Origin of the sequence: Kribbella jejuensis, from assembly GCF_006715085.1 — a bacterium.
GTDB lineage: Bacteria > Actinomycetota > Actinomycetes > Propionibacteriales > Kribbellaceae > Kribbella > Kribbella jejuensis.
Window position 1 is genome coordinate 2,073,848 of sequence record NZ_VFMM01000001.1, and the last position, 26,650, is coordinate 2,100,497.

General features: G+C 68.0%; 24 protein-coding genes. 17 read left to right on the plus strand and 7 right to left on the minus strand.

The window, feature by feature from the left end:
• The first annotated feature begins 1 nt into the window (after position 1).
• Genes FB475_RS10125 through murQ form a run of 4 tightly spaced genes read left to right on the plus strand, consistent with a single transcriptional unit; the run spans position 2 to position 4,879 of the window.
• The gene (locus FB475_RS10125; protein ID WP_141854711.1) at positions 2 to 1,276 is read left to right on the plus strand and encodes an exo-beta-N-acetylmuramidase NamZ family protein; all 1,275 of its coding nucleotides are present in this window, start codon (positions 2 to 4) and stop codon (positions 1,274 to 1,276) included.
• A gap of 59 nt (positions 1,277 to 1,335) precedes the next feature.
• The gene (locus tag FB475_RS10130) at positions 1,336 to 3,012 is read left to right on the plus strand and encodes a serine hydrolase domain-containing protein (protein WP_185759177.1); all 1,677 of its coding nucleotides are present in this window, start codon (positions 1,336 to 1,338) and stop codon (positions 3,010 to 3,012) included.
• A gap of 36 nt (positions 3,013 to 3,048) precedes the next feature.
• Entirely contained in the window at positions 3,049 to 3,936 is an 888-nt protein-coding gene (locus FB475_RS10135) for a MurR/RpiR family transcriptional regulator (RefSeq protein WP_141854714.1), read from the plus strand.
• A 58-nt stretch (positions 3,937 to 3,994) separates the two neighbouring features.
• Entirely contained in the window at positions 3,995 to 4,879 is an 885-nt protein-coding gene (gene murQ, locus FB475_RS10140) for an N-acetylmuramic acid 6-phosphate etherase (protein ID WP_141854716.1), read from the plus strand.
• Positions 4,880 to 4,947: 68 nt separating this feature from the next.
• On the opposite strand, the gene FB475_RS10145 is transcribed toward murQ, so the two are convergent.
• A complete protein-coding gene (locus FB475_RS10145; protein WP_185759179.1) occupies positions 4,948 to 6,111 on the minus strand; it encodes a low temperature requirement protein A in 1,164 nt (387 codons plus the stop codon).
• A 10-nt stretch (positions 6,112 to 6,121) separates the two neighbouring features.
• Positions 6,122 to 7,630 carry a ketol-acid reductoisomerase gene (locus tag FB475_RS10150; protein ID WP_238332065.1) on the minus strand — a complete coding sequence of 503 codons (1,509 nt, stop codon included), beginning with the start codon at positions 7,628 to 7,630 and terminating at the stop codon, positions 6,122 to 6,124.
• Positions 7,631 to 7,962: 332 nt separating this feature from the next.
• Here FB475_RS10150 and FB475_RS37505 point away from each other — a divergent pair, with 332 nt between their 5' ends.
• Positions 7,963 to 8,994 (plus strand): LysR substrate-binding domain-containing protein, encoded by a 1,032-nt coding sequence (locus FB475_RS37505; protein WP_238332066.1) that lies wholly within the window; start codon positions 7,963 to 7,965, stop codon positions 8,992 to 8,994.
• Here FB475_RS37505 and FB475_RS10160 read toward each other — a convergent pair.
• Complete coding sequence (locus FB475_RS10160; protein ID WP_141854720.1) at positions 8,918 to 9,982, minus strand: LacI family DNA-binding transcriptional regulator; 1,065 nt, start codon at positions 9,980 to 9,982, stop codon at positions 8,918 to 8,920. The two genes, FB475_RS37505 and FB475_RS10160, sit on opposite strands and share 77 nt — an antisense overlap.
• 145 nt (positions 9,983 to 10,127) lie before the next feature.
• On the opposite strand from FB475_RS10160, the gene FB475_RS10165 reads away from it, so the two are divergent.
• Genes FB475_RS10165 through FB475_RS10185 form a run of 5 tightly spaced genes read left to right on the plus strand, consistent with a single transcriptional unit; the run spans position 10,128 to position 14,984 of the window.
• Positions 10,128 to 11,360 (plus strand): sugar ABC transporter substrate-binding protein, encoded by a 1,233-nt coding sequence (locus FB475_RS10165; protein ID WP_141854722.1) that lies wholly within the window; start codon positions 10,128 to 10,130, stop codon positions 11,358 to 11,360.
• 6 nt (positions 11,361 to 11,366) lie between these two features.
• Complete coding sequence (locus FB475_RS10170) at positions 11,367 to 12,305, plus strand: carbohydrate ABC transporter permease (RefSeq protein ID WP_141854724.1); 939 nt, start codon at positions 11,367 to 11,369, stop codon at positions 12,303 to 12,305.
• 10 nt (positions 12,306 to 12,315) lie between these two features.
• Entirely contained in the window at positions 12,316 to 13,116 is an 801-nt protein-coding gene (locus FB475_RS10175) for a carbohydrate ABC transporter permease (protein WP_238332067.1), read from the plus strand.
• Between the two features lie 31 nt (positions 13,117 to 13,147).
• A complete protein-coding gene (locus FB475_RS10180; protein ID WP_141854728.1) occupies positions 13,148 to 13,915 on the plus strand; it encodes a ThuA domain-containing protein in 768 nt (255 codons plus the stop codon).
• Entirely contained in the window at positions 13,908 to 14,984 is a 1,077-nt protein-coding gene (locus tag FB475_RS10185; RefSeq protein WP_141854731.1) for a Gfo/Idh/MocA family protein, read from the plus strand. Before FB475_RS10180 ends, FB475_RS10185 begins: the two co-directional genes overlap by 8 nt.
• 54 nt (positions 14,985 to 15,038) lie before the next feature.
• Here FB475_RS10185 and FB475_RS10190 read toward each other — a convergent pair whose 3' ends face one another.
• Positions 15,039 to 15,887 (minus strand): LacI family DNA-binding transcriptional regulator, encoded by an 849-nt coding sequence (locus FB475_RS10190; protein WP_141854733.1) that lies wholly within the window; start codon positions 15,885 to 15,887, stop codon positions 15,039 to 15,041.
• Positions 15,888 to 15,960: 73 nt separating this feature from the next.
• Between FB475_RS10190 and FB475_RS10195 the strand changes: the two genes are divergently transcribed.
• From FB475_RS10195 to FB475_RS10220, 6 genes are all read left to right on the plus strand, one after another.
• The gene (locus FB475_RS10195; protein ID WP_141854735.1) at positions 15,961 to 17,169 is read left to right on the plus strand and encodes an ROK family transcriptional regulator; all 1,209 of its coding nucleotides are present in this window, start codon (positions 15,961 to 15,963) and stop codon (positions 17,167 to 17,169) included.
• 224 nt (positions 17,170 to 17,393) lie between these two features.
• On the plus strand, positions 17,394 to 19,058 hold the full coding sequence (locus FB475_RS10200; RefSeq protein WP_238332068.1) for an ABC transporter substrate-binding protein: 1,665 nt from the start codon (positions 17,394 to 17,396) through the stop codon (positions 19,056 to 19,058).
• Positions 19,058 to 20,047: an ABC transporter permease gene (locus FB475_RS10205; protein WP_141854740.1), complete on the plus strand. Its 990-nt coding sequence runs from the start codon at positions 19,058 to 19,060 to the stop codon at positions 20,045 to 20,047. Before FB475_RS10200 ends, FB475_RS10205 begins: the two co-directional genes overlap by 1 nt.
• 9 nt (positions 20,048 to 20,056) lie before the next feature.
• Positions 20,057 to 20,989, plus strand: coding sequence for an ABC transporter permease (locus FB475_RS10210; protein WP_141854742.1), 933 nt, complete (start codon positions 20,057 to 20,059; stop codon positions 20,987 to 20,989).
• Complete coding sequence (locus tag FB475_RS10215; protein WP_141854744.1) at positions 20,986 to 21,825, plus strand: ABC transporter ATP-binding protein; 840 nt, start codon at positions 20,986 to 20,988, stop codon at positions 21,823 to 21,825. Before FB475_RS10210 ends, FB475_RS10215 begins: the two co-directional genes overlap by 4 nt.
• The gene (locus FB475_RS10220) at positions 21,822 to 22,622 is read left to right on the plus strand and encodes an ABC transporter ATP-binding protein (protein WP_141854746.1); all 801 of its coding nucleotides are present in this window, start codon (positions 21,822 to 21,824) and stop codon (positions 22,620 to 22,622) included. Before FB475_RS10215 ends, FB475_RS10220 begins: the two co-directional genes overlap by 4 nt.
• Positions 22,623 to 22,668: 46 nt before the next feature.
• Here the strand turns inward: FB475_RS10220 and glmM are convergent, their stop codons facing one another.
• Genes glmM through rplM form a run of 3 tightly spaced genes read right to left on the minus strand, consistent with a single transcriptional unit; the run spans position 22,669 to position 25,023 of the window.
• Positions 22,669 to 24,015 (minus strand): phosphoglucosamine mutase, encoded by a 1,347-nt coding sequence (glmM, locus tag FB475_RS10225; RefSeq protein WP_141854748.1) that lies wholly within the window; start codon positions 24,013 to 24,015, stop codon positions 22,669 to 22,671.
• 7 nt (positions 24,016 to 24,022) lie between these two features.
• A complete protein-coding gene (gene rpsI / locus FB475_RS10230; RefSeq protein ID WP_141854750.1) occupies positions 24,023 to 24,544 on the minus strand; it encodes a 30S ribosomal protein S9 in 522 nt (173 codons plus the stop codon).
• 35 nt (positions 24,545 to 24,579) lie between these two features.
• Entirely contained in the window at positions 24,580 to 25,023 is a 444-nt protein-coding gene (rplM, locus tag FB475_RS10235) for a 50S ribosomal protein L13 (protein ID WP_131286311.1), read from the minus strand.
• Between the two features lie 287 nt (positions 25,024 to 25,310).
• On the opposite strand from rplM, the gene FB475_RS10240 reads away from it, so the two are divergent.
• Positions 25,311 to 26,597, plus strand: coding sequence for a citrate synthase (locus tag FB475_RS10240; protein ID WP_238332069.1), 1,287 nt, complete (start codon positions 25,311 to 25,313; stop codon positions 26,595 to 26,597).
• The last annotated feature ends 53 nt before the right edge of the window (positions 26,598 to 26,650 follow it).

Consider the following 26,650-nt stretch of genomic DNA (forward strand, 5'->3'; position numbering starts at 1 on the left):
TATGAAGCGACGTAGTTTGCTGGCCGGCGCCGGTGCGCTGGCGGCCGCCCCGCTGATCGACGTACCGGCCGCGCAGGCGGTCTCGAACCGGAAGGTGATGACCGGCGCGGAGGTGCTCGCGCAGGACGGTTGGGGAGCACTCCAGGGCCAGAAGGTCGGCGTGATCAGCAACCCGACCGGGATCCTCCCCGACCTCCAGCACATCGTCGACACCATGCACGCGTCCGGAAACGTGGACATCGTCGCGGTGTTCGGCCCGGAGCACGGTTTCCGCGGCACCGCGCAAGCGGGCGGTTCGGAGGGCGACCACGTCGACCCGCGGACCGGGATCATGGTGTACGACGCGTACGGCGCGACCGCCGACAAGCTGGCCGCGCTCTACACGAAGTCCGGGGTCGAAACTGTTGTCTTCGACATCCAGGACGTCGGCGCCCGCTTCTACACCTACATCTGGACGATGTTCGAGGCGATGCTGGCCGCGGTCCGGACCGGCGCGCGGTTCGTCGTCCTCGACCGCCCGAACCCGGTCGGCGGGTACGCGCGCGGCCCGATGCTCAAGCCCGGGTACACCTCCGGTGTCGGCAAGAAGGAGATCCTCCAGCAGCACGGCATGACGGTCGGCGAGCTGGCCCGGATGTTCGACGCCGAGTACCTCCCGCTCGAGCCGAACGGCGGCCGGCTGAAGCAGCTGACTGTGATCGAGGCGAAGAACTGGAAACGCGACCAGCTGTACGCCGACACCGGCCTGACCTGGGTGATGCCGAGCCCGAACATGCCGACGCCGGACACCGCCCTGCTCTACCCAGGCCTGTGCCTGTTCGAGGCGACCAATCTGTCCGAGGGCCGCGGTACCACGCGCCCGTTCGAGCTGATCGGCGCCCCGTACGTCGACTACCGGTGGGCGCAGGCGCTGCAGACCAAGAACATCCCGGGCGTCGCGTTCCGCGAGGCGTACTTCACGCCGTCGATCAGCAAGAACGCGAACCTGCTGTGCGGCGGCGTCCAGGTACAGATCACCGACCCGCACCGGGTGGAGGCGATCACGGCCGCGACGCACATGATCGTCGAGGCCCGTAAGCTCTACCCCGACTTCAGCTGGCGGGCGGAGACCCCACCCGGCCGGTGGATCGATCTGCTGACCGGATCCGACCGATTCCGGACCATGCTTTCGGCCGATGCGCCGGCCGAGGAGATCGTGGCAGCCTGGAAGTCCGAGACGGACGCCTGGACGTCCCGGCGGGCGAAGTACCTGCTCTACAAGGGAGCTCACCGATGAAGCGGTGGGCTGCCCTGAAACTATGCACAGTCACGACGATCTCAGCGGTGATACTCACGATGGCGACCCCTGCAGTTGCCGGCGGCAATGTCTCCGGCCGGTTCGACCGTCCGTACGACGGTTACGCGCCGAAGTCCACGCTGCTCCGCGACGAGACGCCGGCGAAGGCCGGCCTGGACCCGGCGCCGATCGACGCCGCGCTGGCCCAGGTCGCCGCCTGGACCAAGCCGATCGGGACGGCGAAACCGTTGTACGCGGGCGCGGTCACGCTGCTCGGTCACGACGGAAAGATTGTCACCCGGACCGCGACCGGGCTCGCGCTGAAGTACGCCGACGGCGCGGGCACCGAGCTGCCCGCGGACCAGCAGCTTCCGATGCGCACCGACACGATCTTCGACATGGCGTCGGTGTCGAAGCTGTTCACGTCGATCGTGATCCTGCAGCTGGTCGAGAAGGGCAAGGTCGACCTGGACGCGCCGATCGCGACCTACATTCCGGAATTCGCGGAGAACGGCAAGGAAAACGTGACTGTGCGGATGGCGCTCACGCACACCAGCGGTTTCCCGTCCTGGCTGCCGCTGTGGAGTTCACGGCCCGATCCGGCCTCGAGACTCCAGATGGCCCTCACAGCGAAACTCCAGGACCCACCAGGCACGAAGTACCTGTACAGCGACCTCAACCTGATCGCGCTCGGCGAACTCGCGCACCGCGTCACCGGCAAGACCCTGGACAAACTCGTCGCCGACGGCATCACCAAACCGCTGCAGATGCGGGACACCGGCTACAACCCCGACCCGAAGAAGAAGCCCCGGATCGCGGCCACGGAATACCAGTCCTCCCCGCCGCGGGGCATGGTCTGGGGTGAGGTGCACGACGAGAACGCGTGGTCCCTCGGCGGTGTCGCCGGCCACGCAGGCGTTTTCAGTACTGCGGACGACATGGCGGTACTGGCGCAGACATTCCTGAACGGCGGTAGCTACCGTGGCGCCCGGATCCTCAAAGAATCCTCAGTGACCGCGATGATCACGAACTTCAACCAGGCGTTCCCCGGCAACGACCACGGTCTCGGGTTCGAGCTGAACCAGCGCTGGTACATGGGCGGCCTGTCCGGCCCGCGCGCCGCCGGCCACACCGGCTACACGGGCACGTCGATCGTGATCGACTTCGACTCCCGCTCGTTCGCGATCCTGCTCACCAACCGCGTGCACCCGAGCCGCGACTGGGGCAGCAACAACCCGGCCCGGCGTGCGGTCGCCCAAGGCCTCGCGCTGGCGCTCGGCGTCGGCCCGCGGCACGGCAAGGACGCCTGGTTCTCCGGTACGACGGACAATTCGACGGCCACGCTGTCCACCACGGTCGACGTACCGGCGGGCGGCGCGAAGCTCGCGTTCGACCTGTTCGTGGACACCGAGGACTCGGATCTGCTGTACCTGGAGACATCCGCCGACGGATCCACCTGGACCAAGGTGCCGTTCACGGTGCGGGACCGCGGATCGGTGATCGACACCGACGGCTCGATCAGCGGTTCCGGCGACCGGCACTGGCACCAGGTCGCCGCGGAGCTGCATCCGGGCCGGCAGACGATCCGCTGGCGCTACACCAGCGACCCGCTGTACCAGGGCCGCGGCGTGTACGTCGACGGTGTGAAGATCACGAGCGGGGACGGTGAACTTCTCGATGGCGAGCGAACGCCCGAATCATTTGCCGCAACGGGTTGGAGACTTTCGCGTCGGTGACCCCATCTCGTGCAGGGGCGCCGTACCGTGGCTGTCATGAATTCAACAACCTCTCCAGAACCCACGGGGCCGCTGCTGGTCCGGGTCCGCGCGGTGATGCCCGCGCTGGCGCCGGCCGAGCAGCGGGTGGCGAACGCGGTCCTCGCGGACCCGGGCGGAGTGGCGGCGATGACGATTTCCGAACTGGCCGAGGTGGCGTCCACCTCGGAGACCACGGTCATCCGGTTCTGCAAGCAGATCGGCGTCCCCGGCTATCCGCAGCTCCGCCTGCAGTTGGCGGCCCAGTCGGCGCAGGAGAGCGTCCGCCCGGAGGTCGGCGGGGACATCGAGCCCGGTGACTCGCTGGCCGACGTGGTCGGCAAGGTCGCGTTCGCCGACGAGCGGGCGGTCCGCGAGACCGCCCAGCAGGTCGACGTGGACGCACTGGCGAAGGTCGTCGACGCGGTGGTGAAGGCCTCGCGCGTCGATCTGTACGGTTTCGGCGCCAGCGCTTTCGTCGCGATGGATCTCCAGCAGAAACTGCACCGGATCCGCCGGGTCGCCTTCGCCTGGAACGACGTGCACGTCGCGCTGCCCAGCGCGGCGCTGCTCGGCGACGGCGACGTCGCGATCGGCATCTCGCACACCGGTACGACGGTCGAGGTCGTCGAGGCGCTCGAAGAGGCGGCCAAGCACGGCGCCACCACGGTCGCGGTGACCAACTTCCCGCGCTCGCCGCTGGCGAAGACCGCCGATCTCGTACTGACCACCGCCGCGCGCGAGACGACGTACCGCTCCGGCGCGATGTCGAGCCGGATCGCGCAGCTGACGGTGATCGACTGCCTGTTCATCGGGGTCGCGCAGCAGGTGCTGCCGGACGCCCGGAAAGCGCTCGAGGAGACCGCTTCCGCGGTCCGCGGTCACCGGTTGAAGGGCTCCGAGTAGCAGCTTGTCAAGATTCAACCGAATTGAAAATCCTTCAGTAGAAAACTAACATAATCCCGTGACCTCACCGACCGAGCAGCGCAACCCCCGGACGCTGGCCATCGACGCGGTGGGCACGTCCGAGATCCTCCAGCTGGTCAACAACGAGGACGCCCTGGTCGCCGGGGCTGTCAGCGTGGTGATCCCGGAGCTGACCAAGGCTGTGGACGCCGCCGTCGAGGCGGTCCGTGGCGGGGGCAGGGTGCACTACTTCGGCGCCGGTACGTCGGGACGCCTGGCCGTCCTGGACGCCGCCGAGCTGCTGCCCACGTTCCACGTCCCCGACGGTCTGGTGGTCGCGCACCACGCCGGCGGCATGGAGGCGTTGCTCCGCGCGGTCGAGAACGTCGAGGACTCCGAGGCGGGCGGGGCGTCCGACGCGGCCGCGGTCACCGGTCAGGACCTCGTCATCGGCCTCGCCGCTTCCGGGAGCACGCCGTACGTCGCCGGTGCACTGAAGGCGGCCCGCGCGGCCGGGGCGACGACCGTACTGGTGACCTCGAACCCGGACGCCCCGCTGGCGCCGCTCGCGGACATCGTGATCGCCGCGGACACCGGTCCCGAGGTGATCGCCGGCTCGACCCGGCTGAAGGCCGGAACCGCGCAGAAAATGATTCTGAACGCGTTTTCCACCACGCTGATGATCAAGCTCGGCCGGACCTGGTCGAACCTGATGGTCGACCTGGTCGCCACCAACAAGAAGCTCCGCGGCCGGATGATCCGGATCCTCGGCGAGGCGACCGGCGCCGACGAGGCCGCCTGCGAAACCGCCCTGGCCGCCGCCGACGGCGAGCTCAAGCCGGCCCTCGTCCACCTCCTGACCGGCACGCCGATTCCCGCCGCGCGAGCTGCTTTGGAGGCAGCTCACGGGCGCGTCGCCACCGCACTGGCCGAGCTCGCGTGACCGCTGGCGGGCTGTCGCACGGCTGACCCGTTGCAACCCGCTATCGGTGAAACAACCCGCCAGCCGCCTCAGTCCGCCGGCCGCACCGGCGGACGGAGGACCAGGGTCGCGACGACGCCGGCCATGAAGACGGCCGTGAGCGCGAACGGGATCGGGATCAGCGGATCCAGCAGCACCAGCACCGCGCCGACCGGTACGGCGATGTTCACGACCCGGTCGGCGTTGTCGCGGAGCGCGATCCACCAGATGCCGACGACGAAGATCGCGATCGGGATCGTCACCGTGTAGGAGGCGGCGACCTCGCTCAGCTCGGTGTGATGCGTGATGCTGTCGATCTCCACCTCGATCCCGGCCGAGAACGCGCCGGCCGCGGCGAACACGAAGTAGTGCACATACCCGTACCGCAGCGACCGGCGGAAGGACGTGATCGCGGTGTGGTGCGGCGGCCAGAAGTAGATCCACCACAGCGCGGCCGTGACGACCAGCGTGAGGGCCGAGAGCGCGATCAGCGGACCGAGCGACTCGTGGTCGTGCACCGCCTCGATGATCGCGTTCGCCGAGGCGAGCAGGCTTTCACCGAGCAGGATCAGCGTGAACAGCCCGTACCGCTCGGTGATGTGGTGCGGATGCCATGGCGTCACCCCGCGCCGCTCGGCCACGATCGGGACGGCGAGCTCGGCGATCACGAACACCACCCAGGCGATCACCTGGACCGATCCGGGCATCACCAGCAAGGTCAGCCAGAGCACCTGGACGATCGCGATCCCACCGGCGTAGAACTGCGCCGTCCGCCGGTTGCCGCCCCCGGAACGGGCCGCCCGCAACCACTGCGCGATCATCGCCATGCGCATCACGACGTACCCGATCACGACGACGGTGAAGTCGTGGTCGGCGAAGACCTTCTCGATCCCGGCGGCGAGCACCAGGACGCCGCTCATCTGGACGATCGTGAGGACCCGGTACAGCCAGTCGTCGGTGGCGAACGAGGTGGCGAACCAGGTGAAGTTCATCCACGCCCACCAGATCGCGAAGAACACCATCGCGTACGACAGCACGCCGCTGGTGATGTGCTTCTCGGACAGCGCGTGATGCAACTGCGCGCCCGCGACGCTGACCGCGATCACGAACACCAGATCGAAGAACAACTCCAGCGACGACGCGACCCGACCGGGTTCGTGCGGATCCCTCGGCCGCATCGGCACCAACCGTGAGCGCGTCATCTCTGGCGTCATGGCCCATAGGCTAAACCGAGATGTCGACGGACGGGCGGAGCTCGGCGGCCGCGGCAAGGGCCTCATGGGCCGGGTTGGCGAGGAACTCCTTGATCAGCTGCGCGTCGGCCGGCTGGTCGAGCTGCGGGAGGGCGATCTGCTCGTACACGGCCTGGAACCGCGGCCCCCACCGGCGGGCACCGAGCCGCGCGGTCCGTGAACAGTTGTCGACCATGTACGCGACGTCGCGGGCATGCATGTACGGCAACAACGAATCCACCGCCTCGATCACCGACTCATTGACAATCTCCGACCACGCATGCCCCCGCACCACAAACTCGTCCACCTGCCCCATCATCGTCCCCACAAACACCCCCGCCGTCACCGCATCGATGCCGGCCCCACCGCCCGCCGCAGCACCGCTCGCCCCGCCGCCCCGGGCGTCGCCGGACCCGCCTCCATACCGTACGGTTCGGTATGGAGTGCTCCGGCGGGCGTGGACCGTGGGGCTGTGCGACCACATCGGGCTGCCGCCGATCTGCGTCATCGGCCGGTTGGCGAGCCGCTGCTCGGCCAGGATCACGCTCCGCAGTTCGGTGCCGTCGGCAACCTCGTCGTAGATCTCCGCGACCAGGTCCCGGGCCGGCCGGTACGCCGCCGAGTACGCCCGATCGAACAGGTCGGAGTCCCCCGACGCCGCGCGCACCGCCGGGATACCGTGCTTCGAGATGGTCCGCGCGATCGGTCCGGTGATCGTCTCGGTGGACCGCTCGTACGCCGTCACCGGGTCCGCGCCGGCGATCCGGAAGTACCGGTACAGCGCCTCGACCAGGCCGTGCACCGCACCGAGCAGGATCGCCCGTTCGCCCACGATGTCAGAGTGGTACTCGGCGGACAGCGTGGTCGCGAACGTGTACGGCGACCCGAGCGCGATCGACCACGCGAGGGCCCGGTCCGTACCGTGCCCGTCCGGGTCGGCGTGTACGGCGATGCTCGCGTTGATGCCGGCGCCGTTGACGGTCGCGCCCTGCACGTACAGCCGCCGTACCGAGTCGCCCATCCCCTTCGGGCAGACCGCGATCACCGGATGCCCGGCCGGGAAGTCGCGGCCGAGCTCACGCAGGTAGCCGAGCAGGAAACCGTGGGACAGGCCAATGGTCGCGCCGGGCTTGAGGACCGCGAAGATCTCCTCATGGTGCGCCGCCAGCGCCGCGTCGGCGATCAGCAGGATCACCAGGTCCGCGCTCGCCGCGATCTCCAACCAGTCCCCGAGCGTGCCATCGTCTTCGTTGAACCCGTTCGCACGGGCGTCGTCGAGCGACCGGGACCCCGGCCGCAGTCCGACCGCCACGGTGATCCCGCTACCGGCCAACGAGTCCCGCAGGTTCAGCGCCTGCGCCCGCCCCTGCGGCCCCCACCCGAGCACCCCGATCCGCTCCACCCCGTGCAACGCACTCGGCAGCAACGGGAACAGATCCCGCCCACCCCGCACAATCGCCTCGGCCCCACCCGGAACCGTCATCGACTCAACCCGAAACACCGAACTCTCCATGCCCACCAGTCAACGGTCCGCCGACCTGTTGCAGCAAGCGCAACCTCCGCACCGCACCGTTCCACAATCTGCAACACTGAGCGGATGGCCACGCAATGGCGTCTGGGGATAGGCGATGGGGTCTGGGGACACGCAATTGCTTGTTCCCAGACTCCGCGCCGTATCTCCTGTTCGACCTGCCGCGTGCGGGGCGCGGGTCGGGTCGGCGTACCGAAGAACGGGTAGTGATGGGCGCTTTGTGCGGCGGGCACGCGTGCGCGGTCCCGGTCGAGGGCTGCGCAGGCTCACCACTACCCGTTCTTCGGTAGGCATCGGACTGGATGGAGGACTGGGTGGAGCAGCGGGAGTTGGAGTTGTTCCTGCATTTGGGGCGGTCGTTGAACTACGGGCGGACCAGCCTGGAGTGTCATGTCAGTGCGGCGACGTTGACGCGGACGATTCAGCGGCTGGAGGCGCGGGTCGGGGCGCGGTTGCTGGATCGTGGGCCGCGGGGCGTGGTGCTGACGGCGGAGGGCCGGCGGTTCACGGCGTACGCGGAGCGGGCGCTGGAGCTGTGGGCGGGTTACCGGGCGGGGTCTGCGGAGGATCTGACCGGTGAGCTCCGGATCTTCGCGACCGTGACCGCGTGCCAGACGCTGCTCCCGGAGCTGCTCCGGCCGTTGCGCGAACAGCATCCGCAGCTCCGGCTGGACATCCGCACCGGCGACGCGGCCGCAGCCCTCGCCCGACTCGACGAGGGCGAGGTGGACGCCGCGGTAGCCGGCATTCCGAAGCGCCTCCCGCAGAGCCTGGTGGCCCGCACCGTCGCCGTCACCGACCTAGTCCTCGTCCGCGCCGCCGAGAGGCCGTTGAACGGTCCGCCCAGCACCCCCGGCGGCCGCCCATCAGACAGTCCGCCCGGCACCCCCGCCGGCCGCCCATCAGACAGTCCGGACAGCACCCCCGCCGGCCATCCGTCAGACGGTTCACGCGACGCCCCCGGCGGGCGCTCGTCAGGCGGTCTGCGCGACCCCGACCAGCTGTCAGGTGATTCGCGGGACGCTCTCATTGAGGGTCCGTACGTCGTGCCGGCTCGCGGGCTGGTTCGGGAGAGCGCGTTTCGGTGGTTTCGGAGAATGGGGGTCAAGCCAACGATCGCGGCGGAGCCCGACGGGCACGAGGCGTTGCTTGCCCTGGTGGCGCTGGGGTGTGGCGTCGGCGTCGTACCGCGGCTGGTGCTCGACTCGTCCGCCGTCCGCGATCAGCTCGAGGAACTGCCGGCCGACCTGGAACCGCTCACGATCGGGCTTTGCGCGCGCCGCGCCGACCTGCATCGGCCTTTGGTCGCGGCGCTCTGGGCGCTGCGACCGTAGCGCCCGGCGACAGCTTGGCCGGGACGAGCTGCGGCGGCAGCGGATCGTCGCCCTCGAGCTCGCGGATCAACGAGTCGGTGCCGAGCTGACCCAGCTCCGGACCGGGCGTCCGCATCATCGTCAGCTCGGGGTCCGTCATCGCCGCGGTCTCCGGCACCATCAACAGCGACAACACCGACATGTCCCCCGGTACGTCGTACCCGGCCCGCTTGAGCCCCGACACGACGCCGAGCGCGGCGTACTCGTTCAGCACGAGCACCGCGGTGGTCTCCGGGTGCTGCGCGAGCAACTGCTCCGTCGCCGCCTTCCCCGCCTCGGTCGTGTCCGAACAAGGCACCACCACGATCGGCAGGTCGTACGACGCCGCGACCCGCCGGTACGCCTCCTCTACCCGGACCCACGGGCCGTACGCGTGGAACCGCGGATCGTCCAGATCGCCTGAAATCAAGGCAAGTTGGCGATGCCCGAACGAGTACAGGTGCCGCACAGCGTCCTCGACCGTGGTGTCGAAGTCGATGTCCACGTGCGACAACCCGGCCGGCTCGGTCGTCCGCCCGATCAACGCGAACGGCATCTTGGCACCCTGCAGTACGTCGATACGCGGATCGTCGAGCTGTACTTCCATCAGTACGACGCCGTCCACCAGGCCCTGCCCGAGCAGCTCCCGCAACTCGACGCCGTCGTTGCCGACCGGCCACAGCACCAGGTGGTAGTCCGCCTTGCGAGCCGCCTCGGCCGCGCTGGTGAAGAACTCCGACGTGGACATCCCGAACCGGTGCTCGAGCGCCGGGTAGGCCATCGCGATGATGTGCGTCCGCCGCGACGCCAGCGCCCGGGCGACCAGGTTCCGCTTGTACCCGAGGTCGAGCATCGCCTGCTCGATCCGCGCCCGGGTCGCCGCTGTCACCGGCTTGGTGTCGTTGAGCAGGAACGAGACGGTCGCGATCGAGACCCCGGCACGCTGAGCGACGTCCCGCATCGTAACCATCGATCCTCCAGCGAACCCTTGACAGCGGTGTGACGTAGGGAACATAGTCCTTCAACACCTCAGTTAAGCGGTTTACCGCCCAATGCACAAGCGCGCTGCAGCTTCACTCGTTCCTCGGTTAAACGCTTTGAAGGAGTCAGATGTCATGATCAGCAAGCGGATCGCCGCCGCGCTGGCGGGTGCGACGACGGTGTCGCTCCTGCTGGTCGCCTGCGGCAACAACGGCGGCGGCCAGTCGTCCAGCTCGGGCGGCGACAGCGTCAAGAGCCTCACAATCCTGGACTACTACAACAACGACCCGGACAAGTCCCTGGTCCAGAAGGGCCTCGACAGCTGCGCCACGCAGCTCGGCATCACGATCCAGCGGGAGACGGTGCCTGGTGACACCTTGATCCAGAAGGTGCTGCAGCAGGCCTCGTCGAAGACGCTGCCCGACGTCCTGATGCTCGACAACCCCGACGTCCAGCAGATCGCCGCGACCGGTGCGCTCGCGCCGCTGAACGACCTGGGCCTGAACGCCGACGGTGTCATCAAGGGCATGGTCGACGCGACGTCGTACCAGGGCAAGCTCTACGGGCTCGCGCCGGTGACCAACACGATCGCGCTGTTCTACAACAAGGACATGCTCGCCGAGGCCGGCATCCAGCCGCCGAAGACCTGGGACGAACTGAAGGCCGCGGCCAAGAAGCTCACCAAACCCGGGCGGTACGGGATGGCCTTCAACGCGAACGCCACGTACGAAGGGTCCTGGCAGTTCCTGCCGGCGATGTGGACCAACGGCGGCGACGAGACCGACCTGACCAGCCCGCAGGTGGCCGAAGCCCTGCAGCTGTGGGTGGATCTGGTGAAGGACGGCTCAGCGTCCAAGAGCGTGATCAACTGGACCCAGGGTGACGTCAACGACCAGTTCATGGCGGGTAAGGCTGCGATGATGGTGAACGGGCCGTGGCAGATCCCGGCGCTGAACAAGAACCCCAAGATCAAGTGGGACGTGGTCACGTTCCCGCTGAACAAGCCGGACCAGACGCCGGTCGCGCCGCTCGGCGGTGAGGCCTGGACGGTCCCGCTGAACAAGGACCAGGCCAAGGAGCAGAAGGCCGCGGACTTCGTGAAGTGCCTGAACTCGGACGCGAACGAGCTGGCCTGGGCGAAGGCCCGGTACACGCTCCCGACCAAGCTCTCGCTGCTCGACGAGTACGCCAAGGAAGTGCCGTCGATGAAGGCCTTCGCCGAGCAGGTCAAGACCGCCCGCGCGCGGACCGGCAAGCTGGGCGACAAGTGGCCGGACGCCGCGAAGGTGATCTACCAGGCGATCCAGCTGGCGCTCACCGGCAAGGCCACGGCCCAGGACGCCTTCAAGCAGGCCTCCGGCGGCTGATAGCTGATGGTGACGCTCACACGTACGAGGGTGGCCGGCCGCGCGAAGGTGCGCGGCCGGCACCACCGGGGCGAGAGCCTGACCAAGGTGCTGTTCGTGCTGCCGGCCGCGCTGGCGATGCTGGCGCTGTTCGGCTACCCGGTGGTGAAGAACCTGCTGATGAGCCTGCAGGACTACGGGCTCAAGACGTTCTTCACCGGCGTCGCGCCCTGGGTCGGGCTGCAGAACTACAAGACGGTCGTGACCGACAAGCTGTTCTCGGACGCGATGCTGAACACCGCGCTGTTCACGGTCGGCTCGATCGCCTTCCAGTTCGCGATCGGTCTCGGGCTCGCACTGTTCTTCCGGAATCGTTTTCCGCTCAGCGGCGTACTCCGGTCGTTGCTGTTGCTGCCGTGGTTGCTGCCGCTGATCGTGTCGAGCGCGACCTGGCGGTCGATTCTCGAGCAGGACAGCGGCATCCTGAACCGGACGCTGCAAGCCCTGCACGTCATCAACGATCCCGTGCCGTGGCTGAACTCGCCGTCGGTCGCGCTGATCGCGGTGATCGGCGTGAACATCTGGATCGGCATCCCGTTCAACGTGACTCTGCTGTACTCCGGTCTGGCCGAGATCCCGGACGAGCTGTACGAGGCCGGCCAGCTGGACGGCGCGACCGGGTGGCGCGCGTTCCGGTACATCACCTGGCCGAACCTGCGCTCGGTCGCGAGCGTGCTGCTGATGCTCGGCGTCGTCTACACGATCAAGGTCCTGGACATCATCCTCGGCCTGACCGGCGGCGGTCCGGCGAACGCGACCCAGACGCTGGCGACCCAGTCCTACCAGAAGTCGTTCGTGGACTTCCGGTTCGGCCAAGGCGCGGCACTGTCCAACATCCTGATCGCGATCTCGTTCGTGTTCGCGATCTTCTACCTCCGCGGCACCCGTCGCGCCGTCGATGAGTAAGGGGAGTGCGATGCGACGTACGGCGTACACCGTCATCGGCGTGCTGATCCTGTGCGTGATGCTGTTCCCGGTCTACTGGATGGTGAACGCCTCGCTGCAGCCGTCCGGGAACACGCTGACCGCCGGCTTCCTGCCCTTGCATCCGACGTTCTCCGGCTACAAGCGCGCGCTCGACGAGCAGGGCGGCAACCTGGTCACGAGCATGATCATCGCGGCCGGGACCGTGGTACTGAGCCTGGCGATCGCGACCCCGTGTGCGTACGCGCTCTCGCAGTTCCGGTCCCGCTGGGTGTCGATCGGGTTGCTGGCGATCCTGATCTCGCAGATGATCCCCGGGATCGTGATCGCGAACGCGCTCTACACGGCCTACGAACGGATCGGGCTGCTGAACTCGATCCCGGGCCTGATCATCGCGAACTGTGCGAGCGGGATCCCGTTCGCGATCCTGATCCTGCGCTCGTTCATGCTCTCGTTGCCGCCGTCGCTGGTGGAGGCGGCCCGGGTGGACGGCGCCGGGCTGTTCCGGGCGTTCGTGGCGATCGTGCTGCCGATCAGCAAGAACTCGCTGATCACCGCCGGACTGTTCAGTTTCCTGTTTTCCTGGAGCGATTTCCTGTTCGCGCTGACGCTGACCACCAAGGGCGGCGTGCGGCCGGTGACGCTCGGGATCTACCAGTACCTCGGCACCCAGGTGCAGAACTGGAACGCGGTGATGGCGACCGCGGTGCTCTCGGCGGTCCCGGCCATCGTGCTGCTGGTCGCCGCGCAGAAGTACATCGCCGCCGGCGCCATCGGCGGAGCCGTCAAATAGACCACCCGAATACTTATTGGGGATACCAACAATGAACGTACTTGTCTGGGGCGAGAACCGGCACGAGCAGGTCGAGCCGCATGTCCGGGAGATCTATCCCGACGGGATGCACGAGACCATCGCGGCCGGCATCGCCGAGAACCTTCCCGACGCCAAGATCTCGACCACGACACTGGACGAGCCCGAGCACGGCCTGACCGAGGAGGTGCTGGCGCAGACCGACGTACTGGTCTGGTGGGGCCACGCCGCGCACGGCGAGGTCGACGACAAGGTGGTCGACCGCGTGTACCAGCACGTGCTGTCCGGCATGGGCCTCGTCGTGCTGCACTCCGGCCACTGGTCGAAGATCTTCGGCAAGCTGATGGGCACCACCTGCACGCTCCGCTGGCGCAGCGAGCGCGACCGCGAGCTGGTCTGGACGGTCAACCCGACGCACCCGATCGCGCAGGGCGTGCCGCACCCGATCGTGATCGAGCAGCAGGAGATGTACGGCGAGTTCTTCGACATCCCGGTACCGGACGAACTGATCTTCGTCTCCTCGTTCTCCGGCGGCGAGGTGTTCCGTTCCGGCTGCACGTTCCGCCGCGGACACGGGAAGATCTTCTACTTCTCCCCCGGCGACCAGGACTACCCGGTGTACCACCACAAGGATGTCCGTAAGGTGATCGCGAACGGTGTCCAGTGGGCCCGTACGGACCTGCCGAAGCGGGCCCTGCCGACGCTGCTGCGCTACGAGACCGACGATTTCTTCAACGGACACGGGTACACCGGTCCCATCGAGGAGCCTGCCGATGCCTGAACCCCTACGCCTGGTGCAGGCCGGAGCCGGCGGCATGGGCCGCGCCTGGCTCCGCACCATCGCGGCCAACACTTCCGTGCAGCTGGTCGGGCTCGTCGACCTGGACGTCGACGTGGCGCGTGCCGCGGCAGACGAACACGGCTACCACGACGTACCGGTCGCCACCTCGATCGACGAACTGGATGTCGAGTTCGAGGCTCTGATCGACGTGACTGTGCCGGTGGCGCATCCGACGGTCAGCGTGGAAGCGTTGCTGCGCGGAGTCCCGGTACTGTGCGAGAAACCGCTGGCGGAAACGGTCCGCGAGTGTCTGCAGATGGCGGCCGCGTCCGAGGTCAGCGGCAAGTTGTTGATGGTCTCGCAGTCGCGGCGGTACTTCCGGGCCGTGGAGGCGTTCCGCAGGCAGCTCGCCGAGCTCGGGCCGGTCGGGACGCTGTCGTGCGAGTTCTACAAGGCGCCGCACTTCAGCGGCTTCCGCGAGCGGATGGCGGAGCCGTTGCTGGTCGACATGGCGATCCACCAGTTCGACCTGTCCCGCAAGCTGATCGGGTCCGAGCCGGTCTCGGTGTACTGCGACTCGTACAACCCGTCCTGGAGCTGGTTCGACGGCAACGCGGCGGCGTCCGCGATCTTCACCTACGCCGACGGGACACGTTTCACCTTCGCGGGCAGCTGGTGCGCGCCCGGGCTCGAGACGTCCTGGAACGGTCGCTGGCGGGCCAGTACGGCCGGCGGTACGGCGACCTGGGACGGCGACAACGCCCCGGTCGCGGAACCTGATGTACCCGCGCCGCTCGGTGACGAACCCGAGGAGATCGCCGGTTCGCTGGTCGAGTTCGTGAACGCGGTCCGCACCGGGACGAAGCCGCAGTCCGAGGTGCACTCGAACGTCGTCAGCATCGCGATGGTCGAGGCCGCCGTACGGTCCGCCGACACCGGCGTACCGGTGCGGATCGCCGACATCGTCACCGACGCCTACACCGAGGCACTCTCCACCACCCAGAACCCCGACCTCCTCGCGGCCCTCAAGTCCTGGGGCGACCCGTTGGCCGTCCTCGGCCTGTCCTGACCGCAAGCCGCGCCGCTCCGCGGAACTCGAGGCGGCGCGGCCCGCGGAGGTGGACTAGCTGGGGCGGGGGGCTGGTGGGGTGGTGGAGCGGGCCAGGCGGATTGTTGGTTTGGGGACCTGGTAGGTGGTGGGCTCGGCGCCCTGGATCACGTTGAGGATTGCCTCGCCGACGATCATGCCCAAGCCGTGTACGTCGACCGTGACGACGCTCAGCGGTGGCGTGGCCAGTCGCGCCACCGCAGTGTCGTCCCAGGCAATGACGGACAGCTGGTCCGGGACCGCGAAGCCGAGCTCGCGCGCCGCGGCCAGGCCGCCGATCGCCATCAGGTCGTTGTCATAGACAACTGCCGTCGGGACTCGGCTGCCGGTCAGCAGCTGCTTGGTCGCGTCCCGCCCGGAGTCCTCCGAGTAGTCGCCCTCGATCACCCGCGCCTGCACGTCGTGCTCCGCGCAGGTCTCCATGAACGCGTCGTCGCGCGCCTGGCAGTGCAGCATGTCCCGCGGCCCGCTGACCCGCGCGATGTCGCGATGCCCGAGCCGCGCGAGCGCCCGGACCGCCGCGCGAGCACCCTCGGCATTGTCGACCAGTACGTTCGTGATCGGCACCTCGAGCTCCGGGCCGCCCAGCAGCACGGCCGGTACGCCGAGCCGCTGCAACTCGTCCAGCCGCGGGTCCGAGGTCCGCAGATCGACCATCACGATGCCGTCGACGTACCGGTTGGCGACCCAGCGCTGCCAGGTCTCGATCTCGCCGCGGATGTCCGCCGCGAACTCGATCAGCAGGCTGCAGCCGCGCCCGGCGAACACTTCCTCGATGCCTTGGACGACGTCGGCCATGAACGGCTCCATCCCGAGCAGCCGCCCGGGACGCGCCAGTACCAGCCCAGCGATCCGCTCATGCATACACTGCCCTCCAAGGCCATCGAAGCCACTATATTCACAGACCTAACAAACTCGACAGATTGCGGATGTCCCGATGCAGCAGGTCAGCGACGCGTCGTACGCACCGGGTTACGACCCGGCCCCGACGAACAGCCGCGCCCTCATTGTGGACAGCATCCGCTCCGCGGGCACGGTCAGCCGGGTGGAACTCACGCAGATCACCGGCCTGACCGCCCCCTCGGTCACCACGCTGGTCCGCCGGCTGATCGACGACGGGCTGGTCGACGAGGCCGGCCGCGGCTCGTCCACCGGCGGCAAGCCGCGCACGATGCTGCGGATCCGCGCCGCCGCCCGGTACGTCGTCGGCGTGCACCTGAGCCCCGACAGCGTGACGTACGTGCTCGTCGACTACGCCGGCGGGGTGGTGGCGCGCTGGCGGCGGGACGGGCCGGGCGACGAGAGCGATCCGGAGCAGGTCGTTGCCCGGATCGCCACCGAGACCACCGAGTTGATCGAGCGGGCCGGCGTCGATCCGGCGCTGATCCTCGGGCTCGGCTTCGTCTGCCCGGGCCCGCTGATCCGCAACCGCGGCGTCACCTCCGCCCCGCCGAGCATGGCGAACTGGGTCGACTTCCCGATCCACCAGCGCCTGGAGGAGCGGCTCGGACTGCCCGCGCTGCTCGAGAACGACGCAACCGCGGCCGCCGCCGGTACCAGGCTCACCACAAGGCATGACGTCTCGGTGATGGCCGGGTTGTTCATGAGTGAGGGCATCGGCTCGGGGCTCCGGCTGAACGGGAACGTCTACCAGGGCGCGCACGGCAACGCGGGCGAGGTCGGGCACATCTGCGTGCAGATCGGCGGCCCGCAGTGCTGGTGCGGGAGTACGGGCTGCCTGGAGGCGATCGCCGGTCCGGCCACGGTCGTCGCGAAGGCCCGGGCCGCGGGCCTCGACCTCGGGTCTCAGCGCCGTACCGGGGTCGCGGCGTTCGCCGCCATCGCCCGGCTCGCACTCACCGGGGACTCGCGGGCCGAGGCGATCCTGCGCGACTCGGCGTCCTGGCTCGCGCTCGGCGCGCAGACGATCACGAACATGTACGACGTCCAGCTGCTCGTGCTGACCGGTCCGGCGTTCGCCGTGGCGGGGACGATCTACCTGCCGATCATCCAGGAACGGATCATGAGCTCCGCGTTCGGGCGGGCCGTGAACACCGAAGTGGTGCTGGACGAGCGCGGGCACGACGCGGCCGCGATCGGCGCGGCGCTGATGATGCTGCGCTCCGAGCGCGCGATCTCTGCCTGACTTCGACCCTGCCTCCGGCCCTCGATCTGGCTCTCGATCTGACCCAGCAAACCCTTTCCCTCGCACATGTCTGTCGAAATCGTTACCACGCCGACCTCTTGCGCCTTCTTTGTTAGGCGAACTAAGTTACGGCCAGCTTCCCTGGCGGTGCCGGGTGACGCGTTCGAAGACCGCGTTGGAAAGGAATCAACCTTATGCTCCGCAACCCGACGAAACGCCCGCGCGTGCGACGCCTGGTGAGCGCCGCTGCCGCCGGGACGGCCCTCGCCCTGCTGCTCGCCGCCTGCAACGGCGCAGCGACCGCCAATCAGGGCACCTCCAAGGACGCCTCGATCACGGTCGCGGCCGGCGACATCACCACCGAGAACTTCAACCCGTTCAGCAGTACGGCGCTGCAGCCGACGCTGGGCGTCATCTACGAGCCGTTGTACTGGTACAACTTCGCGAAGCAGTCCGAGCCCACGCCCGTACTCGCGACCGGCTTCTCCTGGAACGCCGCCGGCACCGAGCTCACGATCAAGACCCGCCACGACGTGAAGTGGAACGACGGCCAGCCGTTCACCGCGAAGGATGTCGCCTTCACGTTCAACCTGGTCGCCAAGACACCCGCGCTGAACCCGTCCGGCCTCGCCGCGACGGCGAAGGCCACCTCCGACGACACCGCCGTACTGACGTTCAAGACGAAGTCCCTGATGCAGGAGCCGGCCGTGCTCGCCAACCAGGCGATCGTGCCCGAGCACATCTGGAAGGACATCAAGGACCCGACCACGAACCTCAACAAAAACCCTGTCGGCACCGGCCCGTTCAAGGTGAAGTCATTCACGCCGCAGAGCTTCGTACTGACCAAGAACGACCAGTACTGGGAGGCGGGCAAGCCGACCATCAAGGAGGTCCGCTACCTCCCGGTGGCTTCCGCGGACGCCGCAAGCGCGGCCCTGGTCGCGGGCAAGGTCGACTGGGCCAGCGCATACCTGCCGGGTATCGACAACATCATGAAGTCCGGCAAGAACCTGACCTACGTCAACACCCCGGTGATGACGACGGTCATCGTGACCTGCTCCAACGCGGCCCTCGGATGCACCGGTCCGCAGACCGATCCTGCCGTACGCAAGGCGATCTACCTGGCGATGAACCGCGAGCAGCTGGCGAAGCTGGCCGGCGGTGGTGTCGCGGGCGTCGGCTCGCCGACCATGCTGCTCCCGGGCCGCGACGACAACTGGATCGCGGACGCCGCGACGGCGAAGCTCCCGCAGAGCGCCGACACGGACGCGGCGAACAAGGCTCTCGACGCGGCCGGCTGGGTCAAGGGCAGTGACGGCGTACGGGCGAAGGACGGCAAGCGGCTGTCGCTGACTGTGCAGACCGTCACCGGGTGGAGCGACTACATCCTGATCAACGACACCCTCAAGCAGCAGCTGGCCGCCGTCGGCATCGAGCTCAAACCGAGCCAGGTGTCCTGGAACGAGTGGAACGCCGCGCAGACCAACGGCAAGTTCCAGCTCTCGCTGGACTCGGTCGGGCTCGGCGCGTCCACCAACCCGTACTTCACCTACAACAACAAGCTCGCCACCACGAACACCGCACCGGTCGGCAAGAGCGCCTCGGCCGGTAACCAGTCCCGCTTCTCCAACCCGGCCGTCGACGCGGCCCTCACGGCGGCCGCCGGGACCACGGACCAGGCCGCGCAGAAGGCGGAGTACGCGAAGATCCAGAGCATCATCGAGGACCAGCTGCCGTACATCCCGGTCTACGTGAACTCGATGCTGACCGAGTTCAACACCTCGCGCGCGACCGGCTGGCCGACCAAGGACAACCTGTACGTGCTGCCCGCCGCCTGGAAGGCGTGGGATGCCGGGATCGTGCTCAAGACGATCAAGCCCGCCAGCTGATGCGCTACCTGCTCCGGAAACTCACCTTCTACGTGGCCGCGCTCTGGGCGGCGCTGACGCTGAACTTCCTGATTCCCCGGCTGATGCCGGGGAACCCGGTCGATCTCATGCTGTCGAAACTCGCCACCAAGGGCCCGGTCACGCCGACGACCCGGGCAGCGATCCAGGCGTTGCTCGGTACCGACACCAGCTCGTCGCTCTGGACGCAGTACTGGCGCTACCTGCACCACCTGGCCACCGGCGACCTCGGTACGTCGATCGCGTACTTCCCGGCGCCGGTGTCCCAGGTGATCGGGCAGACGCTGCCGTGGACGGTCGGGCTGATCGGGATCGCGACGGTGATCTCGTTCGCGGTCGGGATCCTGCTCGGCCGCGCGGCCGGCTGGCGGCGTGGCTCGTGGATCGACAACCTCATCCCGTTCACCACGATGCTGCAGTCGGTGCCGTATTTCTGGCTCGCGCTGCTGCTGCTCTTCCTGCTCGGGAGCACGTGGCCGGTCTTCCCACTGAGCGGCGGGTACGACGTGTACTCCGTGACGCCCGGCTGGAGCCTGCCGTTCGCGCAGTCCGTGCTGTACCACGGCGCGCTGCCGGCGCTGACGATCGTGATCTCGTCGATCGGCGGCTGGATGCTCGGGATGCGGAACATGATGGTGTCCACGCTGTCCGAGGACTTCGTGGTGACCGCGGAGGCGAAGGGCCTGACCCCGCGCCGGATCCGGTCCCGGTACGTGGCCCGGAACGCGATCCTGCCATCGGTGTCCGGGTTCGCGATCTCGCTCGGGTTCGTGGTCGCCGGGTCGATCGTGACCGAGGCGGTGTTCTCCTACCCGGGCATCGGTTCCGCGCTGTTGCTTGCTGTCGGCAACAACGACTACGCCTTGATGCAGGGCGTCTTCCTGATCATCACGCTGGCCGTGCTCGGCGCGAACCTGCTCGTCGACCTGCTGTACGGCGTCATCGACCCGCGCACGCGTGCGCGCTCCTGAGGAGGGCTCATGGCCATCACCACTGAAGGGGCCGCGCAGGTCGCCTCGGCGGACGGCCCGTCGCCGGTCGCGCAGACCCGGCGCCGGCTGCCGCCGATGACCCTCAAGCTCGCCGTCGGCCTGACGATCGCCGGCGTGATCGTTCTGTTCGGCGTGCTCGGCCCGTTCCTCGTCGGCAATCCGTCCACCGTCCGCGACATCGGGCTGACCGGTCCGGGGAACGGCTTCCTGCTCGGTACCACGCAGAGCGGGCAGGACGTGTTCGCGCAGCTCGCGTACGCCACCCGCGGCTCGCTCATCATCGGCGTCGTGGTCGGCGCGATCACGCTGCTGCTGTCGTCGTTCTTCGGCGTCGTCGGCGCGTTCGTCGGCGGCTCGACGGACGAGGCGTTCTCCCTGTTCACCAACATCATGCTGGTGATCCCGGGCCTGCCGCTGGTGATCGTGATCTCCAGCTACGTACCGAACAAGTCGATCTGGCTGGTGGCCGCCGTACTCGCGATCACCAGCTGGGCCGGATCGGCCCGGGTCCTGCGCGGGTTCACGCTCAGCGTGCGCAGCCGGGACTATGTGCTGGCGGCAAGGATCGGCGGCGAGAAACGCTGGCGGATCCTGGCCGTGGAGATCCTGCCGAACCTGATCCCGCTGCTCGCCTCGCAGGTGGTGTTCGCGGTGATCTTCGCGATCCTCGGCGAGGCCGGACTGTCGTTCCTCGGGCTCGGCGCGTCCGGGTCGTTCACCTGGGGCACGATGCTGTTCTACGCGCAGAACGGGCTGGCGCTTCGGCTCGGCGCCTGGTGGTGGTTCGCGCCGCCGGGGTTGGCGATCGCGCTGTTCGGCGCGGCGCTGTCGCTGATCAACTTCTCGATCGACGAAATCATCAATCCGAAGCTGCGCTCGCAGACCCGAGCCGAGCGCAACACCTGGAGCGTGAAGCCGTGAGTGTGCTCAGCATCGAGAACCTCAGCATCGACTACCTCGCCGAGACAACGGTGCACGCCGTCCGCGAAGTCTCGCTGACCTTGGAACGGGGTGAGATCCTCGGGCTCGCAGGAGAAAGCGGTTGTGGAAAGTCCACACTGGCGTACGCGATCACCCGGCTGCTGAAGCCGCCGGCGCGGATCACCAGCGGCCGGGTACTGTTCTCGTCCCGCGAGGGGTACGACATCGACCTGTCGTCGCTGACCGGCGACGACCTGCGGGCGTTCCGCTGGGACAAGATCGCGATGGTCTTCCAGGGCGCGATGAACTCGCTCAATCCGGTACTGCGGATCTTCGAACAGCTCGAGGACGTGTTCATCACGCACCGGCCGGAAATCGGCAAGGTCGAGCGCCGGCTGCGGTGCGGCGAACTGCTCGAACGCGTCGGCGTCGACCGCGACCGGCTCCGCGCGTACCCGCACGAGCTGTCCGGCGGGATGCGGCAGCGGGTGATGATCGCGATGGCGCTCGCGCTCGAGCCGCAGGTACTGATCATGGACGAGCCGACGACGGCGCTCGACGTGGTCGTCCAGCGGGAGATCCTGCGCGAGATCACCCGGCTGCGGTCCGAGCTCGGGTTCGCGGTCGTGTTCATCACCCACGACCTCCCGCTGCTGCTGGAGATCAGCGACCGGATCGCGGTGATGCGCGACGGGGTGATCGTCGAGCTCGACGACGCGCTGACGCTGTACACCAAGCCGCAACACCCGTACACGAAGCAATTGCTGTCGTCGTTCCCCAGCCTGACCGGCGAACGCGGCGCCTTTGTCCGCACCGGCATCGAGGAGCCAGTATGAGTGCGCTCGAGATGCGCTCAGTTGTGAAGGAGTACCGGCTGCGCAACGGGCTGCGTACGACCAGGCTGCGTGCGGTCGACGAGGTCAGCTTCGAGCTACAGCCCGGCCGTACGATCGCACTCGTCGGGCAGTCCGGCTCGGGCAAGTCGACGATCGCGAAGCTCCTGCTGCAACTGGAGCGCCCCACGTCCGGCGAGATCCTGGTGGACGGCGAGCCGATGCAGTACCGCGGCGCGGCGGCAGCGACGTACCGCAAGGCCGTCCAGATGGTCTTCCAGGACCCGTTCGCGTCGTTGAACCCGTACCACTCGATCGCCCACCACCTGGCGCGGCCGGTGAAACTGCACCACCCGGCGTTCACCCGTTCGCAGGTCGACGAACGCGTACTGGAGCTCCTCCGCCGAGTCCGCCTCGACGAGTCGTACGCCCACCGCAAACCCCACGAACTCTCCGGCGGTCAACGCCAACGCGTCGCCATCGCCCGAGCCCTGGCCCCCGAACCGGCCATCCTGGTCGCCGACGAACCGGTCTCGATGCTCGACGTCTCGATCCGCCTGGGTGTCCTGAACCTCCTGGCAACCCTGCAACGCGAGGAAAACCTAGGAGTCCTCTACATCACCCACGACCTGGCCACCGCCCGCCACTTCAGCGACGAAATCATGGTCCTCTACCAAGGCCAGGTAGTAGAACAAGGCCCCGCCGACGCCGTGATCCTCAACCCCCAACACGAATACACCAAACTGTTAGCCGAAGCCGCCCCAGCCCCCGAACGCCGCCTCGCCCAACTGCGGCCGTAAACGAGAAGTGCGCCGGAGAGAGTCTCTCCGGCGCACTTTGGTTTGTTCAGAGTTTTAGGGAGGTGGCGACTACTTCGGCCAGGGAGTGGGCTATTTCGTGGGCGGTGTCGGAGGACTCTGCTTCGACCATGACGCGGACCAGGGGTTCGGTGCCGGATGGTCGGAGGAGGACTCGGCCGGTGTCGCCCAGGCGGGTGGTTGCCTCGGCGACGGCGGTCTGGACCGTGGGGTCCGTGCCAGCGCGGTTCTTGTCGACGTTCTTCACGTTGACGAGGACCTGTGGGAGGCGGGTCATCGCGCCGGCCAGGTCGGCCAGGGTCTTGCCGGTCTGGGCTACCCGGGCCAGCAGGTTGACCGCCGTCAGGGTGCCGTCGCCGGTGGTGGCGTGGTCGGACAGGATGACGTGGCCGGACTGCTCGCCGCCGAGCTTGTGGCCGCCGGCTTTCATTGCCTCGAGCACGTACCGGTCGCCGACCTTGGTCTGCTCTACCGCGATCTGCTCCCGGACCATCGCCTGGACGAAGCCCAGGTTGCTCATCACGGTCGCGACCACGGTGTCGTTCGACAACCGGCCGCTGTCTCGCATCGCCAGCGCCAGGATCGCGAGGATCTGGTCGCCGTCGACGAGCTCGCCGTTCGCGTCCACCGCCAGGCAGCGGTCCGCGTCGCCGTCGAGTGCGATCCCGACGTCCGCGCGGTGCCCGACGACCTCACGCTGCAGACCCTCGATGTGGGTGGATCCGCAGTTCAGGTTGATGTTCAGCCCGTCCGGCGCGGCGGCGATCGTGATCACCTCGGCGCCCAGGCGGCGCAGCGCCTCCGGAGCGGTCTGCGAGGCGGCACCGTTCGCGCAGTCGATGACGACCTTCAGCCCGTCGAACCGGTTCGGGGCCGAGCGGACCAGGTGCGAGACGTACGTCTCGAACCCCTGCCCGTCGTCGGTCACCCGGCCGACGGTCGCCCCGGTCGGACGCTGCCACTCCTCGCCCATCCGGGCCTCGATGGCGTCCTCGATCACGTCGTCGAGCTTGATCCCGCCGCGGGCCAGGAACTTGATGCCGTTGTCCGGCATCGGGTTGTGGCTGGCGGACAGCATCACGCCGAGGTCGGCACCGGTCGAACCGGTCAGGTACGCGACGGCCGGGGTCGGCAGTACGCCGAGCCGGACGACGTCGACGCCGGCGCTGGCCAGACCGGCCACCACGGCGGCTTCCAGGAACTCACCACTGGCACGCGGATCCCGGCCCACAACGGCGCGCGGCCGGTGCCCTTCGAAGGCACCGGCCTCGCCGAGTACGTGAGCTGCCGCGACCGAGAGGTCGAGCGCCAGCTCCGCGGTCAGGTCCACGTTCGCCAGGCCACGGACTCCGTCCGTGCCGAACAAACGCCCCATCAGATGATCAGCGCTTGCTGTACTGAGGCGCCTTACGGGCCTTCTTGAGACCGGCCTTCTTGCGCTCCTTGATCCGCGCGTCGCGGGTGAGCAGACCGGCCTTCTTCAGACCCGGGCGGTTCGCCTCGAGGTCCGCCGCGTTCAGGCAGCGGGCCACGCCGAGCTGCAGCGCACCGGCCTGGCCGGTGATGCCGCCGCCGTTGATCCGGGCGATCACGTCGTACGAGCCCTCCAGGCCCGCGACGACGAACGGCTCGTTCACGTGCTGCTGGTGGACCTTGTTCGGGAAGTAGACGTCGAGGTCCTTCCCGTTGATCTTCCACTTGCCGGTGCCCGGGACGATCCGCACGCGGGCGACGGCCTCCTTGCGGCGACCAGTGGCGCCCGCCGGGTTGATGACCGCGACCCGACCCGTCTCGGCGCGCTGCTCCGGAGCCGGGTTGGTCTCGGAGGTGTAGGCGACCGGGCCCTCGCTGTCGATGGGGACCTCGGGGTCGAACTCTTCGGTCTCGGTGGTGATGTCGCTCACGCTGTGAATCCTCGTTTACCTGGTTCGTCGATCGCTTACTGGGCGATCTGGGTGATCTCGAACGGCTTCGGCTGCTGGGCCGTGTGCGGGTGCTCCGGACCGGCGTACACCTTCAGCTTGGTGAGCAGCTTCCGGCTCAGGCGGTTCTTCGGCAGCATGCCCCAGACGGCCTTCTCGACGGCCTTACGCGGGTCCTTGTCGAGGATCTCGCCGATCGGCGTCGCGGTCAGACCACCCGGGTGGCCCGAGTGGCGGTAGGCCAGCTTGTCGGTCCGCTTGGTGCCGGACAGGGCCACCTTGGAGGCGTTGACGACGACAACGAAGTCGCCACCGTCCACGTGCGGGGCGAACGTCGGCTTGTGCTTGCCGCGCAGCAGGGTTGCGATCTGGACGGCGAGCCGACCGAGCGTGACGTCGGTGGCGTCGATCACGTGCCACTCACGAGTGACGTCAGCAGGCTTCGGGCTGTACGTGCGCACGGTCGTTGACCTTCGTTTCTCAGAGGTTGACTAGAACTGGACGTCGGCGAGCGGTCAGCCGACAAGACGAGTGTCTGTACTGGACCTGATACGCACAACAGCAGCCCAGAATACCGGCGACGGCGGGCGCGGGTCAAAGTGAGCCGAACCGCCGAACCGACCCCGGCTTGGAAGGAGCTGAGGACCGCACTAGTTTAGCGGTGAAGATTGCAGTCCAGACCCGCGTCCCGCCGGCTGATCTACCCTCATTCATCCAGGCGATGACGCCAGCTTCCGAAGAGGGCATCGTGACCGAACAGTCGCTCACCGTCCGGGACAACCGGACCGGCAAGGACTACGACCTTGCCATCACCGATGGCACCATCCGTGCCGCAGATCTCAAGCAGATCAGTGCAACCGACGGCGACGGTGGCCTGGCCACCTACGACCCGGGCTTCGTCAACACCGCCTCGACGCGGTCCGCCGTCACCTTCATCGACGGCGACAAGGGCATCCTCGAGTACCGCGGGTACCCGATCGAGCAGCTCGCCGAGCAGTCCAACTACCTCGAGGTCGCGTATCTGCTGGTGAACGGCTCGCTGCCGAACAAGGCGGAGTACGAGGCCTGGGCGCACGACGTGACGTATCACACGTTCGTGCACGAGAACCTGAAGACCTTCATGCAGGGCTTCCGGTACGACGCCCACCCGATGGGCATGCTGCTCGCCTCGGTGGGCGCGCTGTCGACGTTCTACCCGGAGTCGCGAGAGATCTTCAACGAGGAGTCCCGGGCGCTGCAGATCCGTCGGCTGATCGCGAAGATGCCGACGCTCGGCGCGTTCGCGTTCCGGCACGCGCAGGGCAAGCCGTACGTCTACCCGGACAACGAGCTGAGCTACGCGGCCAACTTCCTCTCGATGCTGTTCAAGATGAGCGAGCCGAAGTACGCCGCCGACGACCGGCTGGTGCGGGCGCTGGAGATCCTGTTCATCCTGCACGCCGACCACGAGCAGAACGCGTCCACCAACGCGGTCCGGGCGATCGGCTCCACCCAGGTCGACCCGTACAGCGCGGTCACCGGCGGGATCGCGGCGCTCTACGGCCCGCTGCACGGCGGCGCCAACGAGGCGGTGCTGAAGATGCTCCGCCGGATCGGCACCATCGACAACGTGCCGGCCTTCATCGAGGGCGTGAAGAACGGCGAAGAGCGGCTGATGGGCTTCGGCCACCGCGTCTACAAAAACTATGACCCGCGCGCCAAGATCATCAAGAAGGCCGCCGACGACGTCTTCGAGGTCACCGGCATCAACCCGCTGCTGAAGATCGCCGTCGAACTGGAGAAGATCGCGCTCGAGGACGAGTACTTCGTCTCCCGCAAGCTCTACCCGAACGTCGACTTCTACTCCGGCCTGATCTACGAGGCCCTGCAGTTCCCCCCGGAGATGTTCACCGTCCTGTTCGCCATCCCCCGCACCTCCGGCTGGCTCGCCCAGTGGCTCGAGATGCTCGGCGACACCGACCAGAAAATCGCCCGCCCCAAACAGATCTACACCGGCGCCCGAGGCGTCCAGTACGTCCCCATGGGCGACCGCTGACCCGCTCACCCCACAGCCGCCGCGAACCCACCGTTCCGCGGCGGCTGTTCCTT

Bases quoted from the DNA above. Each gene is read 5' to 3' on its own strand.
- FB475_RS10125 (WP_141854711.1), top strand. From the start codon at position 2: ATGAAGCGACGTAGTTTGCTGGCCGGCGCCGGTGCGCTGGCGGCCGCC.
- FB475_RS10130 (WP_185759177.1), top strand. From the start codon at position 1,336: ATGGCGACCCCTGCAGTTGCCGGCGGCAATGTCTCCGGCCGGTTCGAC.
- FB475_RS10135 (WP_141854714.1), top strand. From the start codon at position 3,049: ATGAATTCAACAACCTCTCCAGAACCCACGGGGCCGCTGCTGGTCCGG.
- FB475_RS10145 (WP_185759179.1), bottom strand. From the start codon at position 6,111: ATGACGCCAGAGATGACGCGCTCACGGTTGGTGCCGATGCGGCCGAGG.
- FB475_RS37505 (WP_238332066.1), top strand. From the start codon at position 7,963: ATGGAGGACTGGGTGGAGCAGCGGGAGTTGGAGTTGTTCCTGCATTTG.
- FB475_RS10160 (WP_141854720.1), bottom strand. From the start codon at position 9,982: ATGGTTACGATGCGGGACGTCGCTCAGCGTGCCGGGGTCTCGATCGCG.
- FB475_RS10165 (WP_141854722.1), top strand. From the start codon at position 10,128: ATGATCAGCAAGCGGATCGCCGCCGCGCTGGCGGGTGCGACGACGGTG.
- FB475_RS10170 (WP_141854724.1), top strand. From the start codon at position 11,367: ATGGTGACGCTCACACGTACGAGGGTGGCCGGCCGCGCGAAGGTGCGC.
- FB475_RS10175 (WP_238332067.1), top strand. From the start codon at position 12,316: ATGCGACGTACGGCGTACACCGTCATCGGCGTGCTGATCCTGTGCGTG.
- FB475_RS10180 (WP_141854728.1), top strand. From the start codon at position 13,148: ATGAACGTACTTGTCTGGGGCGAGAACCGGCACGAGCAGGTCGAGCCG.
- FB475_RS10185 (WP_141854731.1), top strand. From the start codon at position 13,908: ATGCCTGAACCCCTACGCCTGGTGCAGGCCGGAGCCGGCGGCATGGGC.
- FB475_RS10190 (WP_141854733.1), bottom strand. From the start codon at position 15,887: ATGCATGAGCGGATCGCTGGGCTGGTACTGGCGCGTCCCGGGCGGCTG.
- FB475_RS10195 (WP_141854735.1), top strand. From the start codon at position 15,961: ATGCAGCAGGTCAGCGACGCGTCGTACGCACCGGGTTACGACCCGGCC.
- FB475_RS10205 (WP_141854740.1), top strand. From the start codon at position 19,058: ATGCGCTACCTGCTCCGGAAACTCACCTTCTACGTGGCCGCGCTCTGG.
- FB475_RS10210 (WP_141854742.1), top strand. From the start codon at position 20,057: ATGGCCATCACCACTGAAGGGGCCGCGCAGGTCGCCTCGGCGGACGGC.
- FB475_RS10220 (WP_141854746.1), top strand. From the start codon at position 21,822: ATGAGTGCGCTCGAGATGCGCTCAGTTGTGAAGGAGTACCGGCTGCGC.
- glmM (WP_141854748.1), bottom strand. From the start codon at position 24,015: ATGGGGCGTTTGTTCGGCACGGACGGAGTCCGTGGCCTGGCGAACGTG.